This window comes from Nocardioides marinquilinus (assembly GCF_039543705.1).
Taxonomy (GTDB): domain Bacteria; phylum Actinomycetota; class Actinomycetes; order Propionibacteriales; family Nocardioidaceae; genus Nocardioides; species Nocardioides marinquilinus.
On the sequence record NZ_BAABKG010000003.1, the window covers coordinates 124,457 to 148,641 of the forward strand.

The 24,185-nt window shown below is 73.4% G+C and carries 23 protein-coding genes; 2 read left to right on the forward strand and 21 right to left on the reverse strand.

All coding sequences use genetic code 11. The features are described from left to right. The first annotated feature begins 94 nt into the window (after nucleotides 1-94). Together ABEA04_RS11655 and ABEA04_RS11660 are read left to right on the forward strand one after the other, a co-directional pair. Nucleotides 95-3,295, forward strand: a complete 3,201-nt coding sequence (locus ABEA04_RS11655; protein ID WP_345458517.1) for a DEAD/DEAH box helicase — start codon at nucleotides 95-97, stop codon at nucleotides 3,293-3,295. Between the two features lie 114 nt (nucleotides 3,296-3,409). Then, complete coding sequence (locus tag ABEA04_RS11660) at nucleotides 3,410-4,024, forward strand: hypothetical protein (RefSeq protein WP_345458519.1); 615 nt, start codon at nucleotides 3,410-3,412, stop codon at nucleotides 4,022-4,024. 75 nt (nucleotides 4,025-4,099) lie between these two features. On the opposite strand, the gene ABEA04_RS11665 is transcribed toward ABEA04_RS11660, so the two are convergent. The 21 genes from ABEA04_RS11665 to thrB all read right to left on the reverse strand — a co-directional run bounded on the left by ABEA04_RS11665 (nucleotide 4,100) and on the right by thrB (nucleotide 24,183). Continuing rightward, on the reverse strand, nucleotides 4,100-4,828 hold the full coding sequence (locus ABEA04_RS11665; protein ID WP_345458520.1) for an alpha/beta fold hydrolase: 729 nt from the start codon (nucleotides 4,826-4,828) through the stop codon (nucleotides 4,100-4,102). Further along, nucleotides 4,825-6,006: an MFS transporter gene (locus ABEA04_RS11670; protein ID WP_345458521.1), complete on the reverse strand. Its 1,182-nt coding sequence runs from the start codon at nucleotides 6,004-6,006 to the stop codon at nucleotides 4,825-4,827. The genes ABEA04_RS11665 and ABEA04_RS11670 overlap by 4 nt, the downstream gene beginning before the upstream one ends. A gap of 7 nt (nucleotides 6,007-6,013) precedes the next feature. Beyond that, nucleotides 6,014-6,454 carry a DUF2550 domain-containing protein gene (locus ABEA04_RS11675; protein WP_345458522.1) on the reverse strand — a complete coding sequence of 147 codons (441 nt, stop codon included), beginning with the start codon at nucleotides 6,452-6,454 and terminating at the stop codon, nucleotides 6,014-6,016. A gap of 62 nt (nucleotides 6,455-6,516) precedes the next feature. Then, on the reverse strand, nucleotides 6,517-6,915 hold the full coding sequence (locus ABEA04_RS11680; protein ID WP_345458524.1) for a F0F1 ATP synthase subunit epsilon: 399 nt from the start codon (nucleotides 6,913-6,915) through the stop codon (nucleotides 6,517-6,519). 1 nt (nucleotide 6,916) lies between these two features. Next, nucleotides 6,917-8,377: a F0F1 ATP synthase subunit beta gene (atpD, locus tag ABEA04_RS11685; RefSeq protein WP_425577019.1), complete on the reverse strand. Its 1,461-nt coding sequence runs from the start codon at nucleotides 8,375-8,377 to the stop codon at nucleotides 6,917-6,919. Continuing rightward, nucleotides 8,374-9,300 carry a F0F1 ATP synthase subunit gamma gene (locus ABEA04_RS11690; protein WP_345458527.1) on the reverse strand — a complete coding sequence of 309 codons (927 nt, stop codon included), beginning with the start codon at nucleotides 9,298-9,300 and terminating at the stop codon, nucleotides 8,374-8,376. The genes atpD and ABEA04_RS11690 overlap by 4 nt, the downstream gene beginning before the upstream one ends. Nucleotides 9,301-9,343: 43 nt before the next feature. Then, nucleotides 9,344-10,978: a F0F1 ATP synthase subunit alpha gene (gene atpA, locus ABEA04_RS11695; protein ID WP_345458529.1), complete on the reverse strand. Its 1,635-nt coding sequence runs from the start codon at nucleotides 10,976-10,978 to the stop codon at nucleotides 9,344-9,346. Between the two features lie 101 nt (nucleotides 10,979-11,079). After that, a complete protein-coding gene (locus ABEA04_RS11700) occupies nucleotides 11,080-11,889 on the reverse strand; it encodes a F0F1 ATP synthase subunit delta (RefSeq protein ID WP_345458531.1) in 810 nt (269 codons plus the stop codon). Continuing rightward, nucleotides 11,889-12,419 carry a F0F1 ATP synthase subunit B gene (locus ABEA04_RS11705; RefSeq protein ID WP_345460312.1) on the reverse strand — a complete coding sequence of 177 codons (531 nt, stop codon included), beginning with the start codon at nucleotides 12,417-12,419 and terminating at the stop codon, nucleotides 11,889-11,891. The genes ABEA04_RS11700 and ABEA04_RS11705 overlap by 1 nt, the downstream gene beginning before the upstream one ends. Nucleotides 12,420-12,479: 60 nt before the next feature. Continuing rightward, the gene (gene atpE / locus ABEA04_RS11710; RefSeq protein WP_345460315.1) at nucleotides 12,480-12,671 is read right to left on the reverse strand and encodes an ATP synthase F0 subunit C; all 192 of its coding nucleotides are present in this window, start codon (nucleotides 12,669-12,671) and stop codon (nucleotides 12,480-12,482) included. 88 nt (nucleotides 12,672-12,759) lie between these two features. Then, nucleotides 12,760-13,578, reverse strand: coding sequence for a F0F1 ATP synthase subunit A (gene atpB / locus ABEA04_RS11715; protein ID WP_345458533.1), 819 nt, complete (start codon nucleotides 13,576-13,578; stop codon nucleotides 12,760-12,762). 232 nt (nucleotides 13,579-13,810) lie between these two features. Continuing rightward, nucleotides 13,811-14,356 (reverse strand): hypothetical protein, encoded by a 546-nt coding sequence (locus ABEA04_RS11720; protein ID WP_345458534.1) that lies wholly within the window; start codon nucleotides 14,354-14,356, stop codon nucleotides 13,811-13,813. Between the two features lie 55 nt (nucleotides 14,357-14,411). Further along, on the reverse strand, nucleotides 14,412-15,596 hold the full coding sequence (locus tag ABEA04_RS11725) for a glycosyltransferase family 4 protein (RefSeq protein WP_345458535.1): 1,185 nt from the start codon (nucleotides 15,594-15,596) through the stop codon (nucleotides 14,412-14,414). A 15-nt stretch (nucleotides 15,597-15,611) separates the two neighbouring features. Next, complete coding sequence (locus tag ABEA04_RS11730) at nucleotides 15,612-16,418, reverse strand: L-threonylcarbamoyladenylate synthase (RefSeq protein WP_425577020.1); 807 nt, start codon at nucleotides 16,416-16,418, stop codon at nucleotides 15,612-15,614. 5 nt (nucleotides 16,419-16,423) lie between these two features. Continuing rightward, nucleotides 16,424-17,281: a peptide chain release factor N(5)-glutamine methyltransferase gene (prmC, locus tag ABEA04_RS11735; RefSeq protein ID WP_345458539.1), complete on the reverse strand. Its 858-nt coding sequence runs from the start codon at nucleotides 17,279-17,281 to the stop codon at nucleotides 16,424-16,426. Further along, nucleotides 17,278-18,381, reverse strand: coding sequence for a peptide chain release factor 1 (prfA, locus tag ABEA04_RS11740; RefSeq protein ID WP_345458541.1), 1,104 nt, complete (start codon nucleotides 18,379-18,381; stop codon nucleotides 17,278-17,280). Before prfA ends, prmC begins: the two co-directional genes overlap by 4 nt. Nucleotides 18,382-18,488: 107 nt before the next feature. Further along, nucleotides 18,489-18,743 carry a 50S ribosomal protein L31 gene (rpmE, locus tag ABEA04_RS11745; protein WP_345458543.1) on the reverse strand — a complete coding sequence of 85 codons (255 nt, stop codon included), beginning with the start codon at nucleotides 18,741-18,743 and terminating at the stop codon, nucleotides 18,489-18,491. A gap of 91 nt (nucleotides 18,744-18,834) precedes the next feature. Continuing rightward, the gene (locus ABEA04_RS11750) at nucleotides 18,835-20,451 is read right to left on the reverse strand and encodes a sensor histidine kinase (protein ID WP_345458545.1); all 1,617 of its coding nucleotides are present in this window, start codon (nucleotides 20,449-20,451) and stop codon (nucleotides 18,835-18,837) included. Nucleotides 20,452-20,708: 257 nt separating this feature from the next. Further along, nucleotides 20,709-21,083, reverse strand: a complete 375-nt coding sequence (locus ABEA04_RS11755; RefSeq protein WP_345458547.1) for a response regulator transcription factor — start codon at nucleotides 21,081-21,083, stop codon at nucleotides 20,709-20,711. 1 nt (nucleotide 21,084) lies between these two features. Then, nucleotides 21,085-23,124 (reverse strand): transcription termination factor Rho, encoded by a 2,040-nt coding sequence (gene rho, locus ABEA04_RS11760; RefSeq protein ID WP_345458549.1) that lies wholly within the window; start codon nucleotides 23,122-23,124, stop codon nucleotides 21,085-21,087. A gap of 147 nt (nucleotides 23,125-23,271) precedes the next feature. Further along, nucleotides 23,272-24,183: a homoserine kinase gene (gene thrB, locus ABEA04_RS11765; RefSeq protein WP_345458551.1), complete on the reverse strand. Its 912-nt coding sequence runs from the start codon at nucleotides 24,181-24,183 to the stop codon at nucleotides 23,272-23,274. Between the last annotated feature and the right edge of the window lie 2 nt (nucleotides 24,184-24,185).

Here is a 24,185-nt window from a genome sequence, read left to right on the forward strand (position 1 = left end):
CCCGCGGGGCCTGTGCGGGGTGTGTGCGGGGTGTGTGCGGGGTGTGTGGAGAGCACCCCGGAGTGTCGGTGCCGCGTGCCACGATGGAACCGCCATGGACCTGCTGCGCGGCCTGACCTTCGAGGAGATCGTCGACCACTTCGACGACGCCACGGTCGAGCGCGCCCTCGAGCTGCTCGACGGCCGCTCGGTCACCGACCTCTCGGTCACCCGCGACACCGCCGACACCCTCAGCTTCAACGCCTTCGTCATCGGCTCCACCGGCGGCGGCTACCGCGCCTTCGTGCAGCTGCAGCGCTACGCCGGCTACGTCGCGCTCAACACCACCTGCACCTGTCCGGTGCGCTACCAGTGCAAGCACGGCCTGGCCCTGAGCCTGGCCGCCGCGGGCACCGGCTCGCCCGGCCGCAGCCTCGAGCAGCGGCTCGGCGACCTGCTGCACGACCTCGCCGCCCTGGCCCCGCCCGACGTCGAGCCGCGCCCGCTGGCGCTGCAGGTCACCTGGCACCGGCCCGGTCCGGGCTCGTCGTCCTCACCGCCGGGCGCGCCCCGCCTGCACCTGCGGCCGCTGCGGCCCGGGCGCACCCGGGGGTGGGCCAAGTCCGGCGCCGGCTGGAACGACCTGCCGGGCGCGGCGATGCGCGGCGAGTTCCTGCCCGCCCACCTCGAGGTGCTGCGGGCGCTCGCCTCCGCCCTCGAACGGCACTCGCGGCGGTGGTGGTCGGCCGAGCCGTCGGTCGCCGACTTCGGCCCCGACGTCGTCCCGCTGCTGCTCGAGGCCCGCTCGGCGGGCGTCGAGCTCGTGCTGCGCGGGCTCGCGACGCTGCACCTGGCCGACAAGCCGGTGGCGCCCAGCGTCGACGTCACCGCCGGCGCCGACGGCGGCGCGCGGCTGGTCACCGGGCTCGACCACGACGGGCGGCACTGGCACGGCGAGGCGGTGCTGCTGGCCGGCGACCCCGCCCACACCGCGGTGCTGCGCGAGGGCGACGACGTCCTCACCCTCGCGCGGCTCGAGCGCCGGCTGGCCCGCGGCCCGAGCCGGGCCCTGCAGTCGCCGCCGCTCGAGCTGGCCGCCGACGAGCTCGGCACGCTCGCCCCCACGCTCACCCGGCTGCGGCGCCTGGTGCCGGTCACCTCGCGCGACGGCTCGGTCGAGGTCCCCGCTCCCCCGCGGCCGCGGCTGGTGCTCACCGTGCGCTGGCAGGGCGCCGGGGCCGCCACCGTCGCGTGGCAGTGGCGCTACGGCCGGGCCGAGCTCGACCTCGACGCCGTCGACGACCCCGACGGCGTGCGCGACCGCGCTGCCGAGCGCGAGGTCCTGGCCCGCCTGCCCCACACCTCCACCGCCCCCGCCGCGGGCCGCCGCGAGGTCACCGGCGCCGACGCGCTGCACCTCGCCGTCCTCGAGCTGCCCACCTGGCGCGCCTGCGACGACGTCGAGGTGGTCGAGGTCGACGCCCCCGAGTTCCGCGAGACCGAGGCCACCCCCGAGATCGCCTTCGGCACCCGTGAGCCGACCGCCGACGGCGCGGCGCCGCCCGCCGACGAGGGCGAGACCGACTGGCTCGACCTGTGGGTCACCATCACCGTCGACGGCGAGCACGTGCCGCTGGCCGCCGTCGTCGCCGCGCTCACCCTCGACGACGAGTACGTCATCCTGCCGAGCGGGCTGTTCTTCCGCACCGACCGGCCCGAGTTCGCCCGGCTCGCCTCGGTGGTGCGGGCCGCGGGCGAGCTGCGCGAGCCCGACGGCGACCGGGTCACCGTCGGCAAGCACGACCTCGGGCTGTGGGCGCAGCTGGCCGAGGTCGGCGTGGTCGACGCCCAGGCCGAGGAGTGGGTGCGGCGGGCCCGCGCCCTGCGCGACCTCACCGAGCTGCCCCGGCCCGAGCCCACCGGCGTCGTCTCGACGCTGCGGCCCTACCAGCTCGACGGGTTCCACTGGCTGGCGTTCCTGTGGCAGCACCGCCTCGGCGGTGTGCTGGCCGACGACATGGGCCTCGGCAAGACGCTGCAGGTGCTCGCGCTCGTCGCGCACACCCGGGCCGAGACCGACGCGCCGTTCCTGGTCGTCGCCCCCACCAGCGTCGTCTCGGCGTGGGCGGCCGAGGCCGAGCGGCACACCCCGGGGCTGCGGGTCGCCACCGTCACCGCCACGGCCCGCCGCCGCGAGCGCTCGATCGCCGAGATCGCCGCCGGCGCCGACGTCGTGGTCACCAGCTACACCCTCCACCGTCTCGAGACCGACGCCTACGCCGGCGTCACGTGGGCCGGGCTGGTGCTCGACGAGGCGCAGCAGGTCAAGAACCACCAGAGCCGGGCCTACTCCGCGGTGCGGCGCACCGAGGCGCCGTTCCGGCTCGTGGTCACCGGCACGCCGTTCGAGAACCGGCTCATGGAGTACTGGTCGCTGCTCTCGATCGCCGCACCGGGGGTCTACCCACGCCCGCGCTCGTTCGTCGAGAACGTCGTCCGTCCCGTCGAGAAGGAGGGCGACGACGCCGCCCTGCGCCGGTTCACCGCCCGCATCCGGCCCTTCGTGCTGCGCCGCACGAAAGAGCTCGTGGCCGCCGACCTGCCGCCCAAGCAGGAGCAGGTGCTCGCCGTCGAGCTCTCGCCCCGCCACCGTCGCCTCTACGACACCCACCTCAACCGCGAGCGCCAGCGCATCCTCGGCCTGCTCGACGACTTCGACGGCAACCGCATCGCCGTCCTCGCCGCGCTGACGCGGCTGCGCCAGCTGGCCCTCGACCCCGCGCTGGTCGACGAGGAGCACGAACGGGTCGGCTCGGCCAAGCTCGACGTGCTGGTCGACCACCTCACCGCCGTCACCGCCGAGGGCCACCGGGCGCTGGTCTTCAGCACGTTCACCGGCTACCTGCGCCGCGCCCGCGCCCGGCTCGAGGCGGCCGGCGTCGCCACCGCCTACCTCGACGGCTCCACCACCGACCGCGACCAGGTCATCGCGTCCTTCCGGGCCGGTGAGGCGCCGGTGTTCCTCATCAGCCTCAAGGCCGGCGGCGTCGGGCTCACCCTCACCGAGGCCGACTACGTCTTCGTGCTCGACCCGTGGTGGAACCCCGCCGCCGAGGCGCAGGCCGTCGACCGCGCCCACCGCATCGGCCAGACCGAGACGGTGATGGTCTACCGTCTCGTCTCCAGCGACACCATCGAGGACAAGGTGATGGCGCTCAAGGCCCGCAAGGCCGAGCTGTTCCGCAAGGTCGTCGACGGCGACGGCGCCGCCGCGCAGGCCATCAGCGCGGCCGACATCCGGGCGTTGTTCGACTAGCACCGCCGGGGCCGCGGCCGCAAGACACGATCGGGTCCTGCCGCGCGCGTCCGCCTCGTCCTAGCGTGCTGGACGCCGACGTCATCGTGGCGCCGCCCGTCAGAGGAGCTCGCCATGACCCCCACCGCCCGCCGCCGACCGTCCGCGTCCCTCGTGGTCGCCTCCCTCGCGCTCGTGGTGGCCATGGGCGGCACCGGCTACGCCGCCGGCGTGGCGAACAACAGCGTCGGCACCGCGCAGCTGAAGAACGACGCCGTCACCTCGGCCAAGATCAAGAACGACACGATCGTCGGCGCCGACGTCAAGGAGTCCTCGCTCGCCCGGGTCCCCGACGCGGCGAAGGTCGGCGGCGTCGGCCTGAACGGGCTGCTGCGCACCCAGGGCTGCCAGCGGGGCAAGCTGCTCGGGTTCGTGCGGGTGAACGGCGACGGCGCCGCCCTCACCAGCGCCTACGGCACGACGGGCCTGGAGATCCCCTACAGCTGCACGGGCGGACAGGTCGAGGCCCGCCGGGCCAGCCAGGGCCGGCACCTGGTCCGGTTCGTCGGCAACCCGGCCGCCTTCGCCTTCACCCAGGTCCGCTTCGACGCCGACGGGGCCGACGAGGCGGCGTGCTCCACCGTGAAGCGGGTGCAGGGCGGTCCCGACGACGGCGCGTTCTCGGTCACCACCTTCGACTGCAGCACCGACGCCGTGGTGGACGTCGACTTCACCATCCTGCTGCCCTAGGGCGTGACTCCCCCTCCATGGCGGCGCCCCCGCCGCCCACGACGCGGGCATCCGCCAGCCATGGAGAGCCACGCCCTAGCCGGCGTCCCGCTCGACGAAGTCGAGCACCGCACGCGCGAAGCGCTCCGGCTGGTCGAGGTTGACCAGGTGCGAGGCCCCGCGGACGACGACCTCCTCCGCGTGTGGGCAGGCGCGGCGGAAGGCCCGGATGCCCAGGCGAAACTGGTCCCACCGACCGTGCAGGAACAGCACCGGGCAATCGACCCCGTGCAGCATCGCAGGCCGGCAGTGCGTCATCACCTCGCGCCACGCGTCGGGCGTGCCGTCGAAGTAGTAGCCGCCGGCGATGACCGGCTCGATGACCTCCGCGGGGTAGAGCCGGCGCAGCACGCGGTCGTTGACCCGGGTCATCCGCCGCGGCCCGACGCGCTCGGTCAGCGCCGCGACCCCGCGGTAGAGGGCCGCACCGGGGCCGGTCGGCGTGGCCGTGCACCCCGCGAGCACCACCCCGGCCAGTCCCTCGGCGTGCCGGGCGGCGTGGGCGAGCACCACGTAGCCGCCGAGCGAGTGGCCGACCACGACGGTGGGGGCGCGGGAGAGCGCCACCGCCTCCTGCACCACCTCGACGGCCCGGTCGAGGGTGAACCGCTCCCCCGCCCGGACGCCGTGGCCCGGCAGGTCGGGCGTGACCACGTCGACGTGGGGTGCGAGCAACGGCAGCTGGGGCGCCCACTGGCTCGAGGCCAACCGCGAGCCGTGCACCAGCACGACACGCGGACGCCGCGTGGCGCCGGTCGGCGTCACCTCGCCCCCGCGGTCGGGGCGGCCGTGGCCCCGCGGCGCCGGGCGGCCGGCACCACCAGCGCCGCCGGCACCATCAGCGCGGCCACCACCTGCAGCGCCAGCAGGGTGCCCACCTCGTCGCCCAACGCGCCGAGCAGTGGCGGGCCGGCCAGGAAGGCCGCGTAGCCGATCGTCGAGACGACGCTCAACCGGGCCGCGGCGCGGGCCGGGTCGTCGGCGGCCGCGCTCATGCCGACGGGGAAGCCGAGCGAGGCACCGACGCCCCAGAGCACGATGCCGGCCACCACGACGGGCCACACGCCGCCGTGCACGACGAGCAGCAGCCCCCCGGCGGCGAGGGCGGCCGTCGTCCACAGGGTCGGGGCGCGGCCGTAGCGGTCGAGCACCACCGGGCCGAGCACCCGACCCAGGGTCATGGCCGAGACGAACAGCGCGAAGCCGGCCACGCCGACCCAGTGGTCGACGTCGTAGCCGTCGACGAGCGCGAGAGCGAGCCAGTCGTTGGCCGAGCCCTCGGCGACCGCGAAGGCCATCACCATCAGCCCGACCGCGACGGTGCGCGGCTCGAGCCAGGCCCGGGCGCTGCCGCCGGACGACGTCGCCTCCGGCTCGGCGGGCAGGAACGCGCGGGTCACCGCGACCGAGGTGCCGAGGGCGAGGGCCGCCAGCACCAGCAGGTGCGGCGCCAACCCGATGCCGAGCGCGATCACCGGCACCCCGAGCAACGCGCCGAGCACGCTGCCCAGGCTGAAGCCGGCGTGGAAGCGGGGCATGATCGTGCGGCCGAGACGCCGCTCGACCTCGGCGCCCTCGACGTTCATGGCGACGTCCCAGGCGCCGATGCCGGCGCCGTAGACGGCCAGCCCGACGCCGGTCGGCACCACCTGCCCGAGCGCGTCGGCCGAGACCGAGGCCAGCCCGAGCCCGACGGCGCAGGCGGTCGCCCCGGCCCGCACCACCGTCGCGGCCCCGAAGCGCGCCACGAGGGCACCGCTGGTGGGCAGGGCGAGGAGGGAGCCGACGGCGATGGTCAGCAGCAGCGCGCCGAGACCGCCGTTCGACAGGTCGAGGTCGCCGCGCAGGTCGGGCACGCGCGAGACCAGGCTCGCGAACAGACCGCCGTTGAGCGCGAAGACGACCGCGACGCTGGTGCGCGCCTGCCGGACCGGGTCAGTCACCGATGACTCAGCGATCCCAGTCGACCCCGGGCGGGCGCGCCTCGAGCCAGGACTGGAACCCGGTGAGCGAGGCCGCGCTCATCGCCAGCTCGACCTCACCGGACGCGGTCTGGCAGTGGATGACGACGTGGTCGGGGTAGAGCGACATCTGCTCGGTGCCGAACGCCTCGCGCCGGCCGTCGTAGGCCAGGCTCTCGCGCGGCCAGCGCCGCTTGGGCCGGGGCGCGAGGGAGAAGATCCGGAACCACTCCAGCGTCTCGCCCGAGTAGCGCCCCAGGCCCAGCACCCAGCCGCGGCCGTCGTCGGACGGCGCCAGCCGGTGGCTGAGCTCGAAGGTGCCGCCGTCGCGGGCGATCAGGCGCCGCCGCACGACCAGCGCGAGGCCGTAGGCCACGAGGAGCAACAGCAGCGCGCCCGCGATGTCGAGCAGCCACTGCCACCATGCCATGCGCCTCGCTGCCCCTCTCTCCCTGGAGCCGCCAGGCTACCGACCCACCGGTCGGCGACCTGCTAGCGGGCGCTCTCGACGGCGCGGATGCGGGCCTCGGCCCGGCGCACCCGCTGCTCGGCGCCGGCGTCGTCGCCGGACGCGAGGGCCGAACGGGCGTCGTCGAGGTCGGACCGGGCCGCGTCGACGTCGATCTCGTCGACCAGCACGGCGCGCTCGGAGAGGATGGAGACCCGGTCGGCCGCGACCGACAGGAAGCCACCGTCGACCGCCGCGACGACCTTCTCGTCCTCGCCGTCGATCTCGACGACGGCGTCGGCGAGCAGCGAGAGCAGCGGCGCGTGACCGCGCAGCACGCCGACGTCACCCTCGACGGTGCGCGCGATCACCATGGACGCCCGACCGGACCACACGGTCCGGTCGGCCGCCACCAGCTCGACCTGCAGAGCATCGGACGCCATGTCAGAGGCTCTTCTGGATGTCGTCCCACTTGCGCTCGACGTCGTCGAGACCGCCGCACATGAAGAACGCCTGCTCGGCCACGTGGTCGTAGTCGCCGTCGGCGATCTTGTTGAACGCCTCGATGGTGTCCGACACCGGGACCGTGGAGCCCTCGATGCCGGTGAACTGCTTGGCCACGTAGGTGTTCTGCGACAGGAAGCGCTGGATGCGACGCGCGCGGGAGACGATGACCTTGTCCTCCTCGGAAAGCTCGTCGACACCCAGGATCGCGATGATGTCCTGCAGCTCCTTGTTGCGCTGCAGGATCTGCTTGATGCGGATCGCGCAGTCGTAGTGCTCCTGACCGATGTACTGCGGGTCGAGGATGCGCGAGGTCGAGGTCAGCGGGTCGACGGCCGGGTAGATGCCGAGCGAGGCGATCTCGCGCGAGAGCTCGGTGGTGGCGTCGAGGTGCGCGAACGTCGTCGCGGGGGCCGGGTCGGTGTAGTCGTCGGCCGGCACGTAGATCGCCTGCATCGAGGTGATCGAGTGACCGCGGGTAGAGGTGATGCGCTCCTGCAGCACGCCCATCTCGTCGGCCAGGTTCGGCTGGTAGCCCACCGCGGAGGGCATGCGACCCAGCAGGGTCGAGACCTCCGAGCCCGCCTGGGTGAAGCGGAAGATGTTGTCGATGAACAGCAGCACGTCCTGGTTCTGGACGTCGCGGAAGTACTCGGCCATCGTCAGCGCCGAGAGCGCCACGCGCAGCCGGGTGCCCGGCGGCTCGTCCATCTGGCCGAAGACGAGGGCGGTCTGCCCGAGGACGCCGGCCTCCTCCATCTCCACGATGAGGTCGTTGCCCTCGCGGGTGCGCTCACCCACGCCGGCGAAGACCGACACACCGCCGTGGTCCTTGGCGACGCGCGCGATCATCTCCTGGATGAGCACGGTCTTGCCGACGCCGGCGCCGCCGAACAGGCCGATCTTGCCGCCCTGCACGTAGGGGGTCAGCAGGTCGATGACCTTGATGCCGGTCTCGAACATCTGGGTCTTCGACTCCAGCTGGTCGAAGGCCGGGGCCTTGCGGTGGATGCCCCACCGCTCGTTGACCTCGAAGGTCTGGCCCTCCTCGAGGTTGAGCACGTCGCCGGTGGCGTTGAACACCCGGCCGAGCGTCGCGTCGCCCACGGGGACGGTGATCGGCTCACCGGTGTCGGTGACCTGACCGCCGCGCACGAGCCCGTCGGTGGGCTTCAGCGAGATGGCGCGGACCATGCCGTCACCGATGTGCTGGGCCACCTCGAGCGGCAGCGTGGTGGTCTCGCCGCCGAGGGTGACCTCGACCTCGAGCTTGTTGTACATCTCGGGCATCGCGTCGACGGGGAACTCCACGTCGACCACCGGGCCGATGACCCGGGCGATGCGACCGGTGCCGGCGGCCCCGGACTGGTTGGTCTCCTCGACCGTTGCGGTCATGGTCACTCACTCCCTGCACTCGCGTCGGCGAGCGCGTTGACGCCACCGACGATCTCACTGATTTCCTGGGTGATGCCGGCCTGGCGGGCCTGGTTGGCGATGCGCGTGTACTTCTTGATCAGCTCGTCGGCGTTGTCGGTCGCCGACTTCATGGCCTTCTGGCGGGCGGCGAGCTCGGAGGCCGCGGCCTGCAGCAGCGCGAAGAAGACCCGGCTCTGCACGTACTGCGGAAGCAGCCCGTCGAGCACGGTCTCCGGCGAGGGCTCGAACTCGTAGAGCGGCAGCATGTCGCGGCTGCTCGGAGCCTCGCTCTTCCCGTCCTCGGCCTCGACGACCTCGAGCGGCAGCAGCCGCACGGTGGTCGGCTCCTGGGTGAGCATCGAGCGGAAGCGCGTGTAGACCACGTGCACCTCGTCGACGTCGTTCTCCTCGCCCTGCTCCTTGAGGAAGGCGTCGATGAGGGTGCGACCCACGTCGGCGGCGACGTCGTAGGAGGGCTGGTCGGAGAAGCCGGTCCACGCCTGCTGGATCGGGCGCTGGCGGAACTTGTAGTACGCCTCGCCCTTGCGACCGCAGATGTAGGTGTCGATCTCCTTGCCCTCCTCGCGCAGCCGCTCGGCGAGCCGCTCGGCCTCCTTGAGGACGCTCGAGGAGTAGGCACCGGCCAGCCCGCGGTCGCTGGTGACGATGAGGACGGCGGCCCGCTTGGGGTTCTCGCTCTCGCTCGTCAGCGGGTGGTCGACGTTGGAGAACGTCGCCACCGCCGAGACCGCACGGGTCAGCTCACGGGCGTACGGGGCCGCGGCCTGGGCCCGCTGCTGCGCCTTGATGATGCGCGACGCGGCGATGAGCTCCATGGCGCGCGTGATCTTCTTCATCGACTCGGTCGACTTGATCCGCGCGCGGTACTCGCGCAGCGATACAGCCATCAGTTCACTCCCACTTCACCGGCACTCGCGCCTCGTCGTCCGCTCAGCGCTTCTGCCTGACGATCTGCTCCTGCTCGATCTCCTCGTCCTCGAGCGGCTGCTCCTCGCGGTCGGTGCCGGGACGGATGGAGCCTCCCTCGGAGGTCTCGAACTGGTCGAGGAAGGAGTCGTAGGCCGACGCGAGGCCGTCCTCGTCCTCGAACTTCGTGGTCTCGCGGATGGCCGCGAGGATCCCCTCGTGCGAGCGGCGCAGGTAGTCGAGGAACTCGCTCTCGAAGCGCAGCACGTCGGCGGTGGGGACGCGGTCGAGGCGACCGGTCGTGCCCAGCCACAGCGAGACCGTCATCTCCTCGAGCGGGTACGGCGAGTAGGCCGGCTGCTTGAGCAGGGCCATCAGCCGCTGACCGCGGTCGAGCTGCTGGCGCGAGGCGGCGTCGAGGTCGGAGGCGAACATCGCGAACGCCTCCATCGCGCGGAACTGCGCGAGGTCGACCTTGAGCGAGCCGGTGACGGCCTTCATCGCCTTCGTCATCGCCGAGCCACCCACGCGGGAGACCGAGATGCCGACGTCGATCGCCGGGCGCTGGTTGGCCGCGAACAGGTCGGACTGCAGGAAGATCTGGCCGTCGGTGATCGAGATGACGTTGGTCGGGATGAACGCCGAGACGTCGTTGGCCTTGGTCTCGATGATCGGCAGACCGGTCATCGAGCCGGCACCGAGCTCGTCGCTGAGCTTGGCGCAGCGCTCGAGCAGCCGGCTGTGCAGGTAGAACACGTCGCCGGGGTAGGCCTCGCGGCCCGGCGGACGACGCAGCAGCAGCGACACGGCGCGGTAGGCCTCGGCCTGCTTGGTCAGGTCGTCGAAGATGATCAGGACGTGCTTGCCGTCGTACATCCAGTGCTGGCCGATGGCCGAGCCGGTGTAGGGGGCGAGGTACTTGAAGCCCGCGCTGTCGGACGCCGGGGCCGCCACGATGGTGGTGTACTCCAGCGCGCCGGCCTCCTCGAGGGCGCCACGCACCGAGGCGATCGTCGAGCCCTTCTGGCCGATCGCGACGTAGATGCAGCGGACCTGCTTGTCGGGGTCGCCGGTCTCCCAGTTCTGCTTCTGGTTGATGATCGTGTCGATGCAGATCGTGGTCTTGCCGGTGGCGCGGTCGCCGATGATCAGCTGACGCTGGCCACGGCCGATCGGGGTCATCGAGTCGATGGCCTTGATGCCGGTGGCGAGCGGCTCGTGCACCGACTTGCGCTGCACGACGCTGGGAGCCTGCAGCTCGAGCGCGCGGCGCTCGCTGGACTCGATGTCGCCGAGGCCGTCGATCGGGGTGCCGAGCGGGTCGACCACGCGGCCGAGGAAGTTGTCGCCGACCGGGACCGAGAGGATCTCGCCGGTGCGGCGGACCGTCTGGCCCTCCTCGATCTTGTCGAAGTCACCGAGGACCACGACGCCGATCTCGCGGGTGTCGAGGTTCAGCGCGATGCCGAGCGTGCCGTCCTCGAACTCCAGCAGCTCGTTGGCCATGGCCGAGGGCAGGCCGGAGACCCGCGCGATGCCGTCGGCGGCCTGCGCGACCGTGCCGACCTCCTCGCGGCTGGCGGCGTCGGGCTGGTAGTCGTCGACGTACTTCTGCAGCGCGTCCCGGATCTCGTCCGGACGGATCGAGAGCTCCGTCATTGTGTGCCTTCTCTCTGACTTCTGCGTCGTGGTTCTGCGTCTGGTGGATTCGGGGTGCGGCTGCGTCGGTGTGGTCGGTGTGCCGGCGGTGCGGGTGGTGCTCAGCCGGCGAGCCGACGACGGGCGTCGTCGAGGCGGCTGGCGACCGTGCCGTCGATGACGTCGTCACCGATCTCGACCCGCACGCCGCCGAGCAGCGAGGGGTCGACGACCAGGTTCAGCTGCACCGCGCGGCCGTACTGCTGCGAGAGTACGTCGGACAGACGCCTCGTCTCGTCGTCGGTGAGCGGCCTCGCGGCCCTCACCGTGGCCACCCGGCGTCCCTGCACCTCGGCGGCCGTGCGCTGGTAGGCCTCGAGCGCCGCGCCCACCGTGCGGTAGGTGCCCGAGAGGGACTGCGTGGCCAGCGTGACCGTGGCCGGCAGCGCGCGGGAGCCGAGCAGCCGCTCGACCAGCGCCGCCTTGTCGGCCTGCGAGCGGGCCGGGTCGGACAGCGCGTCGCGCAGCGGCGGGTTGTCCTTCACGGCCTGGGCGTAGGCGAACAGCTCGTCGGCCAGGCGCCCGGCGTCGTCGCCGGCCGAGCGCACCGTGGCGACCACGCTGAGGTGCTCGAGGGCGTCGGGCAGGTCGCGGGGCGCCGTCCACCGCTTGCCGGCGGCGGAGCGGACGACGTCGAGTGCCTCGGCGCCCACCTTGCCGCCGAAGACGTCGCCCACCAGGCCCTGACGGGCCTGGGCCGGCACGGACTGGTCGGTCGCGAAGCGCCGCAGCGCACCCTCGGTGCGCAGGGTGGTCGCGACCCCGGACAGGTCCTCGGCCAGGGTCGCGGACACCGCGGCGTCACCCGTGGCGGGCAGCTCGTCGGTGAGGGCGGCCAGGGCCTCGGCGGAGGCACCGCGCAGGTCGATCATCAGCGCGCTCCCGGCGTCCCAGCCTCGAGGTCGGCGAGGAACCGCTCGACCACGCGCGCCTGACGGGCGTCGTCGTCGAGGCTCTCGCCGACGATGCGACCGGCCAGCGTCGTGGCCAGCGCACCGACCTCGCTGCGCAGCGAGGCCACGGCCTGCTGGCGCTCGGCCTCGATCTGCGTCTTGCCGTGGTCGACGATGCGCGCGGCCTCGGACTGCGCCTGCTCGCGCATCTCGGCCACGATCGCTGCGCCCTGCTCGCGCGCCTCCTCGCGGATGCGCGCGGCCTCGTGCCGGGCATCGGCGAGCTGCGCCTCGAGCTGGGCGAGCCGCTCGTCGGCCTCGTGCTGCTTGCGCTCGGCCGTCTCGATGCCGCCCTCGATCGCGGCCGTGCGGTCGGCGTAGGCCTTCTCGAAGTTCGGCACGACGAACTTCGCGATCGCGAAGACGACGATGCCGAAGAAGACCAGGCCGATGACGATCTCGACCGGGTGCGGGATGAGCGGGTTGAGCTCCTCGGCCATCACCGTCAGCTGGGGTATCAGCTGAGAAACCATGAGGTTGCCTTACTTGTCTGCCGCGGTGCGGCTTCGTTACGGCTGGAGGACGAAGGCCAGGGCGACGCCGATGATGAAGAGCTGCTCGGCGAGCACGAAGCCCAGGATCGCGATCGAGCGCAGCTTGCTCTCAGCCTCAGGCTGGCGAGCGACGCCGCTGACGAACGCGGCGAAGATCAGGCCGATGCCGATACCGGGACCGATCGCGGCGAGGCCGAGACCGACCATGTTGAGGGTTCCAAGCTCCACGGGTTTTCCTTTCGTTCCGACACCGGTTGCTCGGCGTCGAGGGTGGGATCGGGGTGGGAGGGGTGGATCAGTGCTCGTCGGCCAGCGCCAGCCCGATGTACATCGAGACCAGCAGCGTGAAGACGTAGGCCTGCAGGAACATGATCAGCAGCTCGAGGAAGCTGATCAGGATCGCCATGAGCCACGAGACCAGGCCGCCGAGGATGCCGACGACGCCGGAGTAGTCGAAGAAGAGGTACTCGCCGCCGAGGGAGAAGACCAGCAGCAGCAGGTGGCCCGCGAACATCGTCGCGAACAGACGCAGCGTCAGCGTGACGGGGCGGACCAGGATGTTGGAGAAGAACTCCAGCGGGATCAGGATGATGAGGATCGGGCCCGTGAGGCCGCCGGGGATGGTCTGCAGCTTGAGGTAGCCCAGCAGACCGTGCCGCCTGATGCCGGCGATGTTGTAGACCAGCCAGGCCACCAGCGCGATCGCGACGACGTAGCCGATGCGCGACATCGTGGGGAACTGCACGACGGGGATGACGCCGTAGTAGTTGTTGATGATGACGAACATGAAGAGCCCGAAGAGGTAGGGCACGTACTTCATGGCGTCGTCGGCGCCGATGTTCTCGCGCACGATGGTGTTGCGCACGAAGCCGTAGACCGACTCGCCGGCGAACTGCAGCCGGCCGGGGACGATCGCGGCCCGGCGCGACATCGCGTAGAGCAGGCCGATCGCGATGATGGCGGACAGGCCCACCAGCACCATCGGCTTGGTGACGCCGCCCATCTGGGCCTGTCCGAAGAAATCGAACGAGCCCCCGCCGAAGATCGCCGGCAGGTCGAAGTCACCGGGACCGGGGGGCGTGAACGGCTCCTGCGCCAGGACCGTGCTCGTCATCGCCTCTCCTGAATCTGCGTCGTGTGCGTGTGCGTCATGGGCCTCGTCGGAGCCGGGGGCCGTGATCGGCCGGCTCGGTCGTCGTCGGAGGTGGCGGCCGGCGCGCGGCCGGTCTGGTGCTGGGGTTGCTGGTGGCTGGGGTCACGCGGTGACGTGCTCCCGCAGCGGCTCGCCGCAGGCCGAGGGCCCGGCTGCCGAGGGCCACCGCGCACGGACAATAGCAGCGCCGGGCTCACGACTCGCCAGCCCGGTCGGCGGGCTGGTCGACCCGCTCGGCGACGGGCACGCCGACGGCGTCCGAGGACCCCGTCGACGAGGACCGCACGTCGGTCGGGACGTCGGTCGGGACGCCGGTCGCCGGCGTCTCGGAGCGTGCCCGGGAGGCCAGCAGCACCTGCACGGTGCTCCAGACCAGGGCGCTCACCACGACCGCCACGGCGAGCCAGCCCCGCGAGATCGTCTCGTCGAGCAGGCCGCTGGCGGACAGGCCGATGAACAGGGCGAGCATCGCGATGACCTGGCCGCCGTAGGTGACCATCGCCATCATCAGCGCGATCTCGGCGCTGCGCGAGGACATTGCGTTGACCGCGAGCGCCCCGGAGACGAAGACCAGCAGGACGACGACGGCACCGGCGAGGACGCCGAGGACCCCCGGAGTGCCGCTGACCAGGGCCGCGACCGCGGCCAGGACGACGGTGAGCCCGAGGGACCCGATCGCCGCCCGCTTCAGCAGTGTGGCGGGGTCGTCACCGGCCAGGCGGTGCAGCGCGGTCGTCATGTCGGCGGCCGTTCCTCGGTCGTGTAACACGGTCCTTCAGTGCTCGTGAAAGTTATCACAAAGTGGGTCTCGGGCCTTCATCGGCAGGCGGCTCCAGGGCCTCCACGATCAGCCTCGGACGGTTCACGATCGGGAGCAGGAAGGTGAGCACCAAGGTGACCGCGAACGCCGACCCGAGGGCGATCCAGACGGTGACGCCGGTGCGCAGGCTGGCGAAGACGGTGCCGAAGGCGATCAGCCCCGCCCAGACCCACATGATCAGCACCGCGCGGCGGTGGGAGTGGCCGATCTCGAGCAGCCGGTGGTGCAGGTGCTGCTTGTCGGGCGCGAACGGCGAGCGGCCCGCCCGGGTGCGTCTGACCACGGCGAGCATGAGGTCGGCCAGCGGCACGATGAGGATCAGGATCGGCAGCGCGAGGGGCAGCAGCATCGGCAGCAGGCTGGCGCCGGCGCCGTCCGCGCCCTGGAGGACGTCCTCGCTGGAGAACGTGGTGGTCACCGTGATGGCGCTGGCCGAGAGCACCAGCCCGATCAGCATCGAGCCGCTGTCGCCCATGAAGACCCGCGCCGGGTGCACGTTGTGCACCAGGAACCCCACGCACACCCCGGCCAGCGCCGCGGAGAGCAGCGCGCCGCTCGTGGCGCGGCTGACGCCGTTGGAGACGCTGAGCTGGAAGCAGTAGACGAAGAAGGCCACGGCGCTGATGCCGACCACGCCCGCGGCCAGGCCGTCGAGGCCGTCGACGAAGTTCACCGCGTTGACGGTGGCGACCACGATGACCGCCGTCAGCAGCGCGCCCTGGGCCGGGTCGAGCGAGAACTGCTCGCCGTTGGGGCCGTAGAAGAAGCTGAACTGCACGCCGGAGTAGACCAGCAGGCCGACCGCGAGCACCTGGCCGCCGAACTTGGTGAGGGCGTCGAGGTCGAAGATGTCGTCGAGCACGCCGACCCCGCAGATCAGCGCCCCCGCCACCAGCACCGCGCGGGCGTCGGTGAAGGTGAACGGGGTGTCGTTGCGGGCGCTCGAGGCCAGGAACGGCAGCTCCTTGGCCACGAGGTAGGCCGTCACCAGGCCGCCCAGCATCGCCAGGCCGCCGAGGTAGGGCACCGGCTCGGCGTGCACGTCACGGTCGCGGACGGCGGCGACGGCGCCGGTGCGGATCGCGATCTCGCGCGCGACGACGGTCAGCAGGTAGGTGATCGTGGCCGCGACCAGGAACACCACGAGGTACTCACGCACCGGCGGCTCCCGGCATCACCCGGCGTCCTCACGCTTCTTGAGCGACGGCGCGGCACCGGGCTCGTCACCGGGCTCGTCGTCGCCCGCCGGGGGCTTCTCGAGCGACGGCGTCGTGCCGGGCTCGGCGTCACCGGCGGCGGGCTTGTCGTCGGGCAGCTCGTCGAGGCTCGGCTCGAGGGTCGTGGCGAGCGGCTCGAGCGCCTCGTCGAGCCGGGCCCGGCTCAGCGCACCCTGGCGCAGCACCCGGCCGCGGGGACCGGTGGCGTCGACGATGGTGGAGGACTCCCCCACCGGCGACGTCCCGCCGTCGACGGTGACGGCGACGCGCTCGCCGAGCATCTCGTCGGCCTCCTCGGCGGTGGTGGCCGCGGGCGAGCCGGTGGTGTTGGCCGAGCTGACGGCCAGCGGACCGGTGCGCTCGAGGATCTCGCGGGTCAGCTCGTCGTCGGGCATGCGCACCGCGACCGTGCCGCGGGTGTCGCCGAGGTCCCACATCAGCGAGGACTGCTGGCGGAAGACAAGGGTCAACGGGCCCGGCCAGAACTCCTCGATGAGGGCTCGGGCGTAGTCGGGGACGTCGCTGGCCAGCGCGTCGACGGTGGTGGCGCTGCTGACCAGCACCGGGGGCGGCATCTCGCGGCCGCGGCCCTTGGCGTCGAGCAGGTCGGCGACGGCGTCGGGGTCGAAGGCGTCGGCGGCGATGCCGTAGACGGTGTCGGTGGGCAGGACGACGAGCTCACCCCGCTGGATCGCCATCGCGGCCGCCTCGATGGCCGCCTCGCGCTCGTCGTCCGTCGTGGTGTCGAAGCGCTCGGTGCTCACCCGCGTCATCTTGCCAAACCGCCGCCGCCGACCGACCGCGCCGTCACGTAGCGCGCACGACCGGCCAGGTCGCGGTGGTCGCGGACGTCGGTCCAGCCCCCCGCCTCGACGAAGACCGCCGGGGCCGAGTCGCCCTGCACGTCGGCGTGCTCGGCGCCGACCACTCCCCCGGGTCGCAGCAGCACCCGGGCCCGGCGGGCGATGACGCGCAGCGCGTCGAGCCCGTCGTCGCCGGAGAACAGCGCGCGGTGCGGGTCGTGGTCGCGCGCCTCGGGCGCCACCGACTCCCACGCCTCAAGCGGCACGTAGGGCGGGTTCGACACCACGACGTCGACGCGGCCGGCCAGGTCGTCGAAGGCGGTGGCGAGGTCGCCGGCGCGCAGGTCGACGCCGGCACCGGCCAGGTTGCGCTCGGCCCAGGCGAGCGCGCCCTCGTCGAGCTCGACCGCGTGCACCTCGGCGTGGGGCGCCTCGTCGGCCACGGCGCGGGCGATGGCGCCCGAGCCGGTGCCGAGGTCGACCACCACGGGGGCGGGCAGGGCGAGCGCCGCCTCGATCGCCCACCCGGCGAGCAGCTCGGTCTCGGGCCGGGGCACGAAGACGCCGGGGCCGACGGCCAGCTCGACGTGGCGGAAGCCCGCGACACCGGTGAGGTGCTGCAGCGGCTCGCGCCGCGAGCGGCGCTCGAGCAGCCGCTCGTAGGCCGCCAGCTCGGCCTCGCCCACCTCCTCGAGCAGCGCGAGCCGCCCGCGCGGGACGCCGACCACGTGCGCCAGCAGCTCGGCGGCGTCGTGGGCGGGGCTGGCCACGCCCGCGGCCTCGAGCCGGGCGGTGGCGGCCGCGAGCAGGGCCCGCGGCCTCACCGCGACTCGACCTGCTGCTGCTGCTGCTGTTGCTCCAACGCGTCCAACCGGGCCTGAAGGTCGGCCTCGACGCAGGAGTCGAGCACCGGCTGGAGGTCGCCGTCGAGCACCTGGTCGAGGTTGTGGGCCTTGTAGCCGGTGCGGTGGTCGGAGATGCGGTTCTCGGGGAAGTTGTAGGTGCGGATGCGCTCGGAGCGGTCGACGGTGCGCACCTGGCTGCGCCGGGCCTCGCTGGCCTCGGCGTCGGCCTCCTCCTCGGCGGCGGCCAGCAGCCGCGCCCGCAGGATGCGCATCGCCTGCTCGCGGTTCTGCAGCTGACTCTTCTCGTTCTGGCAGCTGACCACGATGCCCGAGGGCACGTGCGTGATGCGCACGGCCGAGTCGGTGGTGTTGACGCTCTGACCGCCGGGGCCGCTGCTGCGGAAGACGTCGATGCGCAGGTCGTTCTCGTCGATGCTGACGTCGATCGGCTCGGCCTCGGGCAGCACGAGGACGCCGGCGGCGCTGGTGTGCACCCGCCCCTGCGACTCGGTGACCGGCACCCGCTGCACCCGGTGGACGCCGCCCTCGAACCGCAGCAGGCCGTAGGGACCGGCGCCGGGCTCGACCGTGCCGCGCGCCTTGACCGCGGCGGTGACCGACTTGTAGCCGCCGAGGTCGGACTCGGTGGCGTCGAGCACCTCGACCGACCAGCCGCGCCGCTCGGCGTAGCGGCTGTACATGCGCAGCAGGTCGCCGGCGAACAGCGCCGACTCCTCGCCGCCCTCCCCCGACTTCACCTCGACCAGGGCGTCCTTGTCGTCGGCGGGGTCGCGCGGCACGAGCAGCCGCCGCAGCCGCTCCTCGGCGACCGGCAGCCGGGCCGCGAGGGCCTCGGCCTCCTCGGCGAACGAGGCGTCGTCGGCGGCGAGCTCGCGGGCGGCCCCGAGGTCGTCACCGAGCGTCGTCCACTCGCGCCAGGCCCCGATGATCGCGCTGAGCTCGGCGTAGCGGCGGTTGAGCCGCTTGGCCAGCCGGGCGTCGGCGTGGGTCTCGGGCTCGGCGAGCCGGCCCTCGAGCTCACGGTGCTCGTCGAGCAGGCTCTCGACGGCCTCGAACATGCGATCTCCCCGGGCTGGACGGACGGCTGGACGGCTGGACGAGCAGGTGCGAAAACGACCAGCGCCGATCCCCGCGCATCGGCGGGGATCGGCGCTCGGTGGTGGAGCTACTTGCTGTCGGCGGCCTTCTCGGCCTTGTCGGCGGCCTTCTGCTCCTGCAGCTTCTTGTACCGGGCCTCGAAGCGGGCGACGCGGCCGCCGGTGTCGAGGATCTTCTGCTTGCCGGTGTAGAAGGGGTGGCACTGCGAGCAGACGTCGGCACGGATGGTGCCGGAGGTCGCGGTGCTGCGCGTGGTGAACGACGCCCCGCAGGTGCAGGTCACCTGGGTGACGACGTAGTCGGGGTGGGTGTCCTTCTTCATGGGTGTCCTCTCGATGCGTCCCGGGTCGTCGCACGGCGCGCGACGTGAACCGGGACCGACGGTGCATCCTAGGTAACCGCGCGGGGCGTCGTCACATTCCTGCGGTCGTGCCCGCCCCGACCGCGGCCGTCGGGCCCGCTGCGCGGCCGGTCGAGGCGTCGGCCAGGCGCAGCCGCACCACGACGGTGGTGCCCTCGCCCTCGGCCGACTCGATGACGACGTCGCCGTGGTGGTGGTCGATGATCGTCTGCACGATGCGCAGGCCGAGCCCGGTGCCGGCGATCTCGTTGCTGCGGGCGTTGGAGGCGCGGAAGAAGCGCGTGCCGAGCCGGTCGAGCTCGTCGGCGGGGATGCCGATGCCGCGGTCGCGCACGGTGAGCTCGACGTGGCCGCGCGCCCGCACCACCCCCACCTCGACGGTGCCGCCGTCGTGGCTGAACTTCACCGCGTTCGAGAGCAGGTTGGCGAAGGCGCGGTGCAGCGGCGCGCGGGCGCCGACGACCCGGACGGCCCCGTCGGGCGCGAGCAGCTCGACGGCGATGCCGCGGCGGGCCGCCGTCATCCGCACGTCGGTGACGGCGCCGGCGATCATCTCGACGACGTCGACCGGCTCGGCCTCGGCGGGGCGGCTCTCGGCCGTGGACAGGGCGAGGAGGTCGTCGATCAGGTGCCGCAGGCGCACCACGTTGCGGCGGGTGGCCTCGAGCATGCGGTCGTGGCGGGCGTCGAGACGGCCGTCGAACTCGTCGGCGACCATCTCGAGGTAGCCGCTGATGGTGGTCAGCGGCGTGCGCAGCTCGTGCGAGACGTTGCTGACGAAGTCGTCCTTGGCACTGTCGAGCACGTGCAGCTCGTCGCGGATGCGGCTCTCGACGGCCCGGGCCCGCGACTGCGCGTCGGCGAAGTCGTTGAGGGCGCGGGCGACGGCGCGGACCTCGCTCGGCCCCCGTCCGTCGTCCGCGCGGCTCTCGGGGCCGAAGTCGGCCCCGCGGTCGTGCTCGTGGGGCAGCATCCGGTGCACGACCCGCTCGAGGTCCTGCAGCGGGACGGCGATCTCGTGCTGCAGCCGCACCCGGGACCGGGCGACCACCAGCCAGCCGAGCCCGGCCGCCGCGGCGGCGGCGAGGGCGGTGAGGTAGAGCCAGAGGACGACGCGGTCGGTGCCGGCCCGCGACCGCTCGGTCAGGGCGGACGACGTCGCCGCGCCCGCGGTGCGCAGCTCGACGTAGCGGGGGTCGTCGACGGCGAGCGGCGGGGCGCCGTCGGCCAGCCAGGCGGCGGCGAGGACCTGCTGGGTCGCGACGGCGGCGTCGAGGTCGGGGGCCGAGAGGTCGCCCTGCGGGCCCACCGCGGCCGACAGGTCGCTCAGCGCGGCCTCGAGCCGCTCGCGGACGGCGGCGCCGCGCTCGGCTGCGCCGGCCCGGCCACCGCGCACGCCGAGGCTCTCGAGGTCGCCGATGGCGACCGAGACCTGCTGCTGCGCCAGCCGGGCCTGCTCGACGCGGGCGTCGATCCGATCGACGCCGTGGACCGAGACCAGGATGCCGCCGACGCACACCAGGCCGACGGCGGCGATGATGGCGCCGAGCCGCCAGACGACCGGGGTCACCAGCCGGGCCACCGAGGGACCGGGGCCGTCGTCGACGTCCGCGACGGCGACGCCGCGTCGGGTGACCAGGGGGCCGGCGGCGCGGGCGGTGGCGGACACGTGCACCACCCTCCGCGAGACGGAGCGCCCCCGTGGCGGTCCGTGCGGGCGTCAGCGTAGCCCCCGGCAGGGCGGGGCGCTGGGCTCTTGTCGCAGGTCAGAGCGGCGATTCGGCCGGTCCGCCGACCCTCGCACCGACCCGTGGCCGACCCGTTGCCCGCGCGTGGCCCGGCCGTGGCCGAGGTGTGGCTGTGGGGACGGACGGGGCCACCGGGACCACCGGGGCTCCCGGGACCACCGGGGCGCCCGGGAGTGCCTCAGCCGGAGTCGCGGGCCAGCAGCGTCTCGACGCGGGCGGCGAGCTCGCGCGGGCTGAACGGCTTGGTGATGTAGTCGTCGGCGCCGGAGTCGATGCCGTTCTCGACGTCGGACTCCTGCGCCCGCGCCGTCAGCAGGATGACCGGCAGCCCGACGAGGTCGGCGTCCGCGCGGATCATCCGCACCGCGTCGAGCCCGGAGACGCCCGGCATCATCACGTCGAGCACCGCGAGGTCGGGGCGCTGGGCCCGGCAGGCGTCGAGCGCCGCGGCGCCGTCGCCCACCGCGATGATCTCGTGACCCATCGTGGTGAGCTTGAACTCCACCAGCTCGCGGATGTCGATGTCGTCGTCGGCGACCACGATCCGTGCCATCTCAGACCCTCCGTCGTCCTGTGCCCGCCGGCGCGCGCTGGGCGCGGCGGAGCAGCTCGGCGTTGTCGTGCGTGGAGCGCAGCTGCTCGTGCAGCTGCTCGAGTGCCTGCCCAGCGTCCAGGGTCGACAGGGACCGGCGCAACGCCCGGACGCCGGCCAGCTCGTCGGCGCCCAGCAGCAGCTCGTCGTGGCGGGTGCCGGACGCGGACACGTCGACGGCCGGGTAGAGCCGGCGCTCGGCCAGGTCGCGCCGCAGGCGCAGCTGGGAGTTGGCCGTGCCGCCGAGCTCCTCGAAGAGGATCTCGTCGGTGGCCGAGCCGCTCTCGACGACCGCGGTCGCCAAGATGGTCAGCGAGCCGCCGTTCTCGATGTTGCGGGCCGCCCCGAAGAACCGCTTGGGCGGGTAGAGCGCGGCCGCGTCGACGCCCCCGGCCAGACCGCGGCCCGACGTGGGCGTCACCAGGTTGAAGGCCCGCGCGAGGCGGGTCAGCCCGTCGAGCAGGACGACGACGTCGAGGCCGAGCTCGACGAGGCGCTTGGCGCGCTCGATGGCCAGCTCGGCGACGGCGGTGTGGTCGGCGGCCGGGCGGTCGAAGGTGGAGGCGATGACCTCACCCTTGACCGAGCGCTGGAAGTCGGTGACCTCCTCGGGCCGCTCGTCGACCAGCACGACCATCAGGTGGCACTCGGGGTGGTTGGTGCTGATCGCGGTGGCCACCGAGTGCAGCAGCGCGGTCTTGCCCGCCTGGCCCGGCGAGACGATCAGGCCGCGCTGGCCCTTGCCCACCGGCGCGGCGAGGTCGACGATCCGGCCGGCGAGGTCGGCGTCGCTGCCGGTGCCACCGGCGACCTCGAGCCGCAGCCGCTCGGAGGGGTGCAGCGGGGTCAGGTTGGCGAACTCGGCCCGGGTGCGCGCGGTCTCGGGGTCGTGCCCGTTGACCTTGTCGATGCGCACCATCGGGTTGAACTTCTCCTTGCGCTCCCCCTCGCGCGGGTGGCGCACCTGGCCCACGATCGCGTCGCCGGGGCGCAGGCCGAACCGCCGCACGAGCGAGAGCGAGAGGTAGACGTCGTCGGTGCCCGCCAGGTAGCCGCTGGTGCGCACGAACGCGTAATTGTCGAGCACGTCGAGGATGCCGGCCGCCGGCACCACGACGTCGTCCTCGAGGATCGTGGTGTCGGGCTCGTGGCGCTGGTTGCCGCCGCCCTGGTTGCCGCCGCCCTGGTTGCCCTGGTTGCCCTGGTTGCCCTGGTTGCCGCCGCCGCCCTGGTTGCCCTGGCCGCTCTGCTTGCCGCCACCCTGCTCGGGCGCACCCTGGACGCCGGCGCGGTTGCGGTCACGCCCGCGACGCCGACGGTTGCGGCCGGTGCGGCCCTCGTCGTCGCCCTGGCCCTGGTTGCCCTGGTTCTGGGGCTGGTTGCCCTGGTTGCCCTGGTTGCCCTGGTTGCCCTGGTTCTGCGCCTGGCCGGGGCGGTCGTCGTCCGACCGGTCCTCGGACCTCTGGTCGCCCTTCTCGGGCCGCTGCTCCGAGGCCTGGTCGGCGGCGCGGCCGCCCTGTCCCGACTCGGCCTTGCCCGGCTTCTCCGCCCGCGCGGCCGGCGCCTCGGTCCTCTCGCCCTTCTCCGACCTCTCGGGCCTCTCGGACTTCTCGGACTTCTCGGACTTCTCGGACTTCTCGGGCTTCCCGGACTTCTCCGCCCTCTCGGGCTTCTCGGTCCTGTCGGGCCGCTCGGCCCTCGACGCCTTGGGCCCCGCGGTCGGCTCCGACGACGGCAGCTCGAGCTGCTCGCTGGCGGCGGGGGTGCGCTCGGTCCGACGCGCCGAGCCGCCCGAGCCGCCCGAGCCCGCCGAGCCACCGGCCTGCGCGGCCTTGATCGCGTCGACCAGCTGCGCCTTCTTCATGGTCTGGGCGCCGGCGATGCCCATGCCCTGCGCCATCGTCTTGAGGTCGGCGATGAGCATCGAGCCGAGCCCGCCGCCGCGCTTGCGGGGCGCCGCGCCGTCGCCGTCGGCGGCGGGGGTGTCGGGGGTCTGGGTCACGTGAGTCCTCCCACGCCGACCGTCTCGGTCGGGGGCGCCGAGGGACGGTGGGCTCGTGGAGGGCTCACCACGACGGGAGCCCTCGCGTCGTTCGAACGGCGGTGCCGCCGTGCGCGGCGGACACTAGCAGGAGCACGGCGGGTCCCCTCACGGCCCCGACAGCACGACGGCACCGTCGTGGTCGACGTCGAGACGGACCGCCGTCCACCCGTCAGGACAGCGGTCGAGCAGCCCGGTAGCGGTGCCGTCGGTCCCGTCGGTCAGGGCGAGGACGGTCGGGCCGGCGCCCGAGACGACCGCCGCGACCCCGTCGGCGCGCAGCCCGCGCACCAGCGCGAGGCTCTCGGGCATGGCCGGCTCGCGGTAGCCCTGGTGCAGCAGGTCGTCGGTGGCGCGCAGCAGGTGCTCGGTGGCGCCGCCGAGGGCCACCACCAGCAGGGCGGCCCGGGCGGCGTTCGCGGCGGCGTCGGCGTGCGGCACCTGCACGGGCAGCAGCCCGCGCGCCGCCTCGGTCGAGACACCGGTGGGCGGCACGAACGCCACCGCCGCGACCCGGTCGTCGAGCGGCGCGCGGGTGGCCCAGAACCCGTCGGCTCCGTGCCCCGCGACCGTCAGGCCGCCGAGCAGCGCGGGCGCCACGTTGTCGGGGTGACCCTCGAGCGTGGCCGCCAGGTCGAGCGCGGCGGCGTCGTCGAGGCGCGCGGCCCCGTCGTCGACCAGCGCACGCGCCAGCACGACGCCACCGACGATCGCCGCGGACGACGAGCCCAGCCCGCGGGCGTGCGGCACCACGTTGCGGCAGCGCAGCCACAGGCCGGCCGGCCGCTCCCCCAGCCGCTCGAACGTCGCCTGCATCGCGCGGACGACGAGGTGCCGCCCGTCGCGCGGGACGTCGCCCGCCCCCTGGCCCTCGACCTCCACCTCGAGACCGTCGACGCGCACCTGCGCCGCGAGCTCGTCGTGCAGCCCGAGCGCGAGGCCGAGGGTGTCGAACCCGGGTCCGAGGTTGGCGGAGGTGGCCGGCACCCGGACGCGCACGGCGTCGCGCGTGAGACCCACCG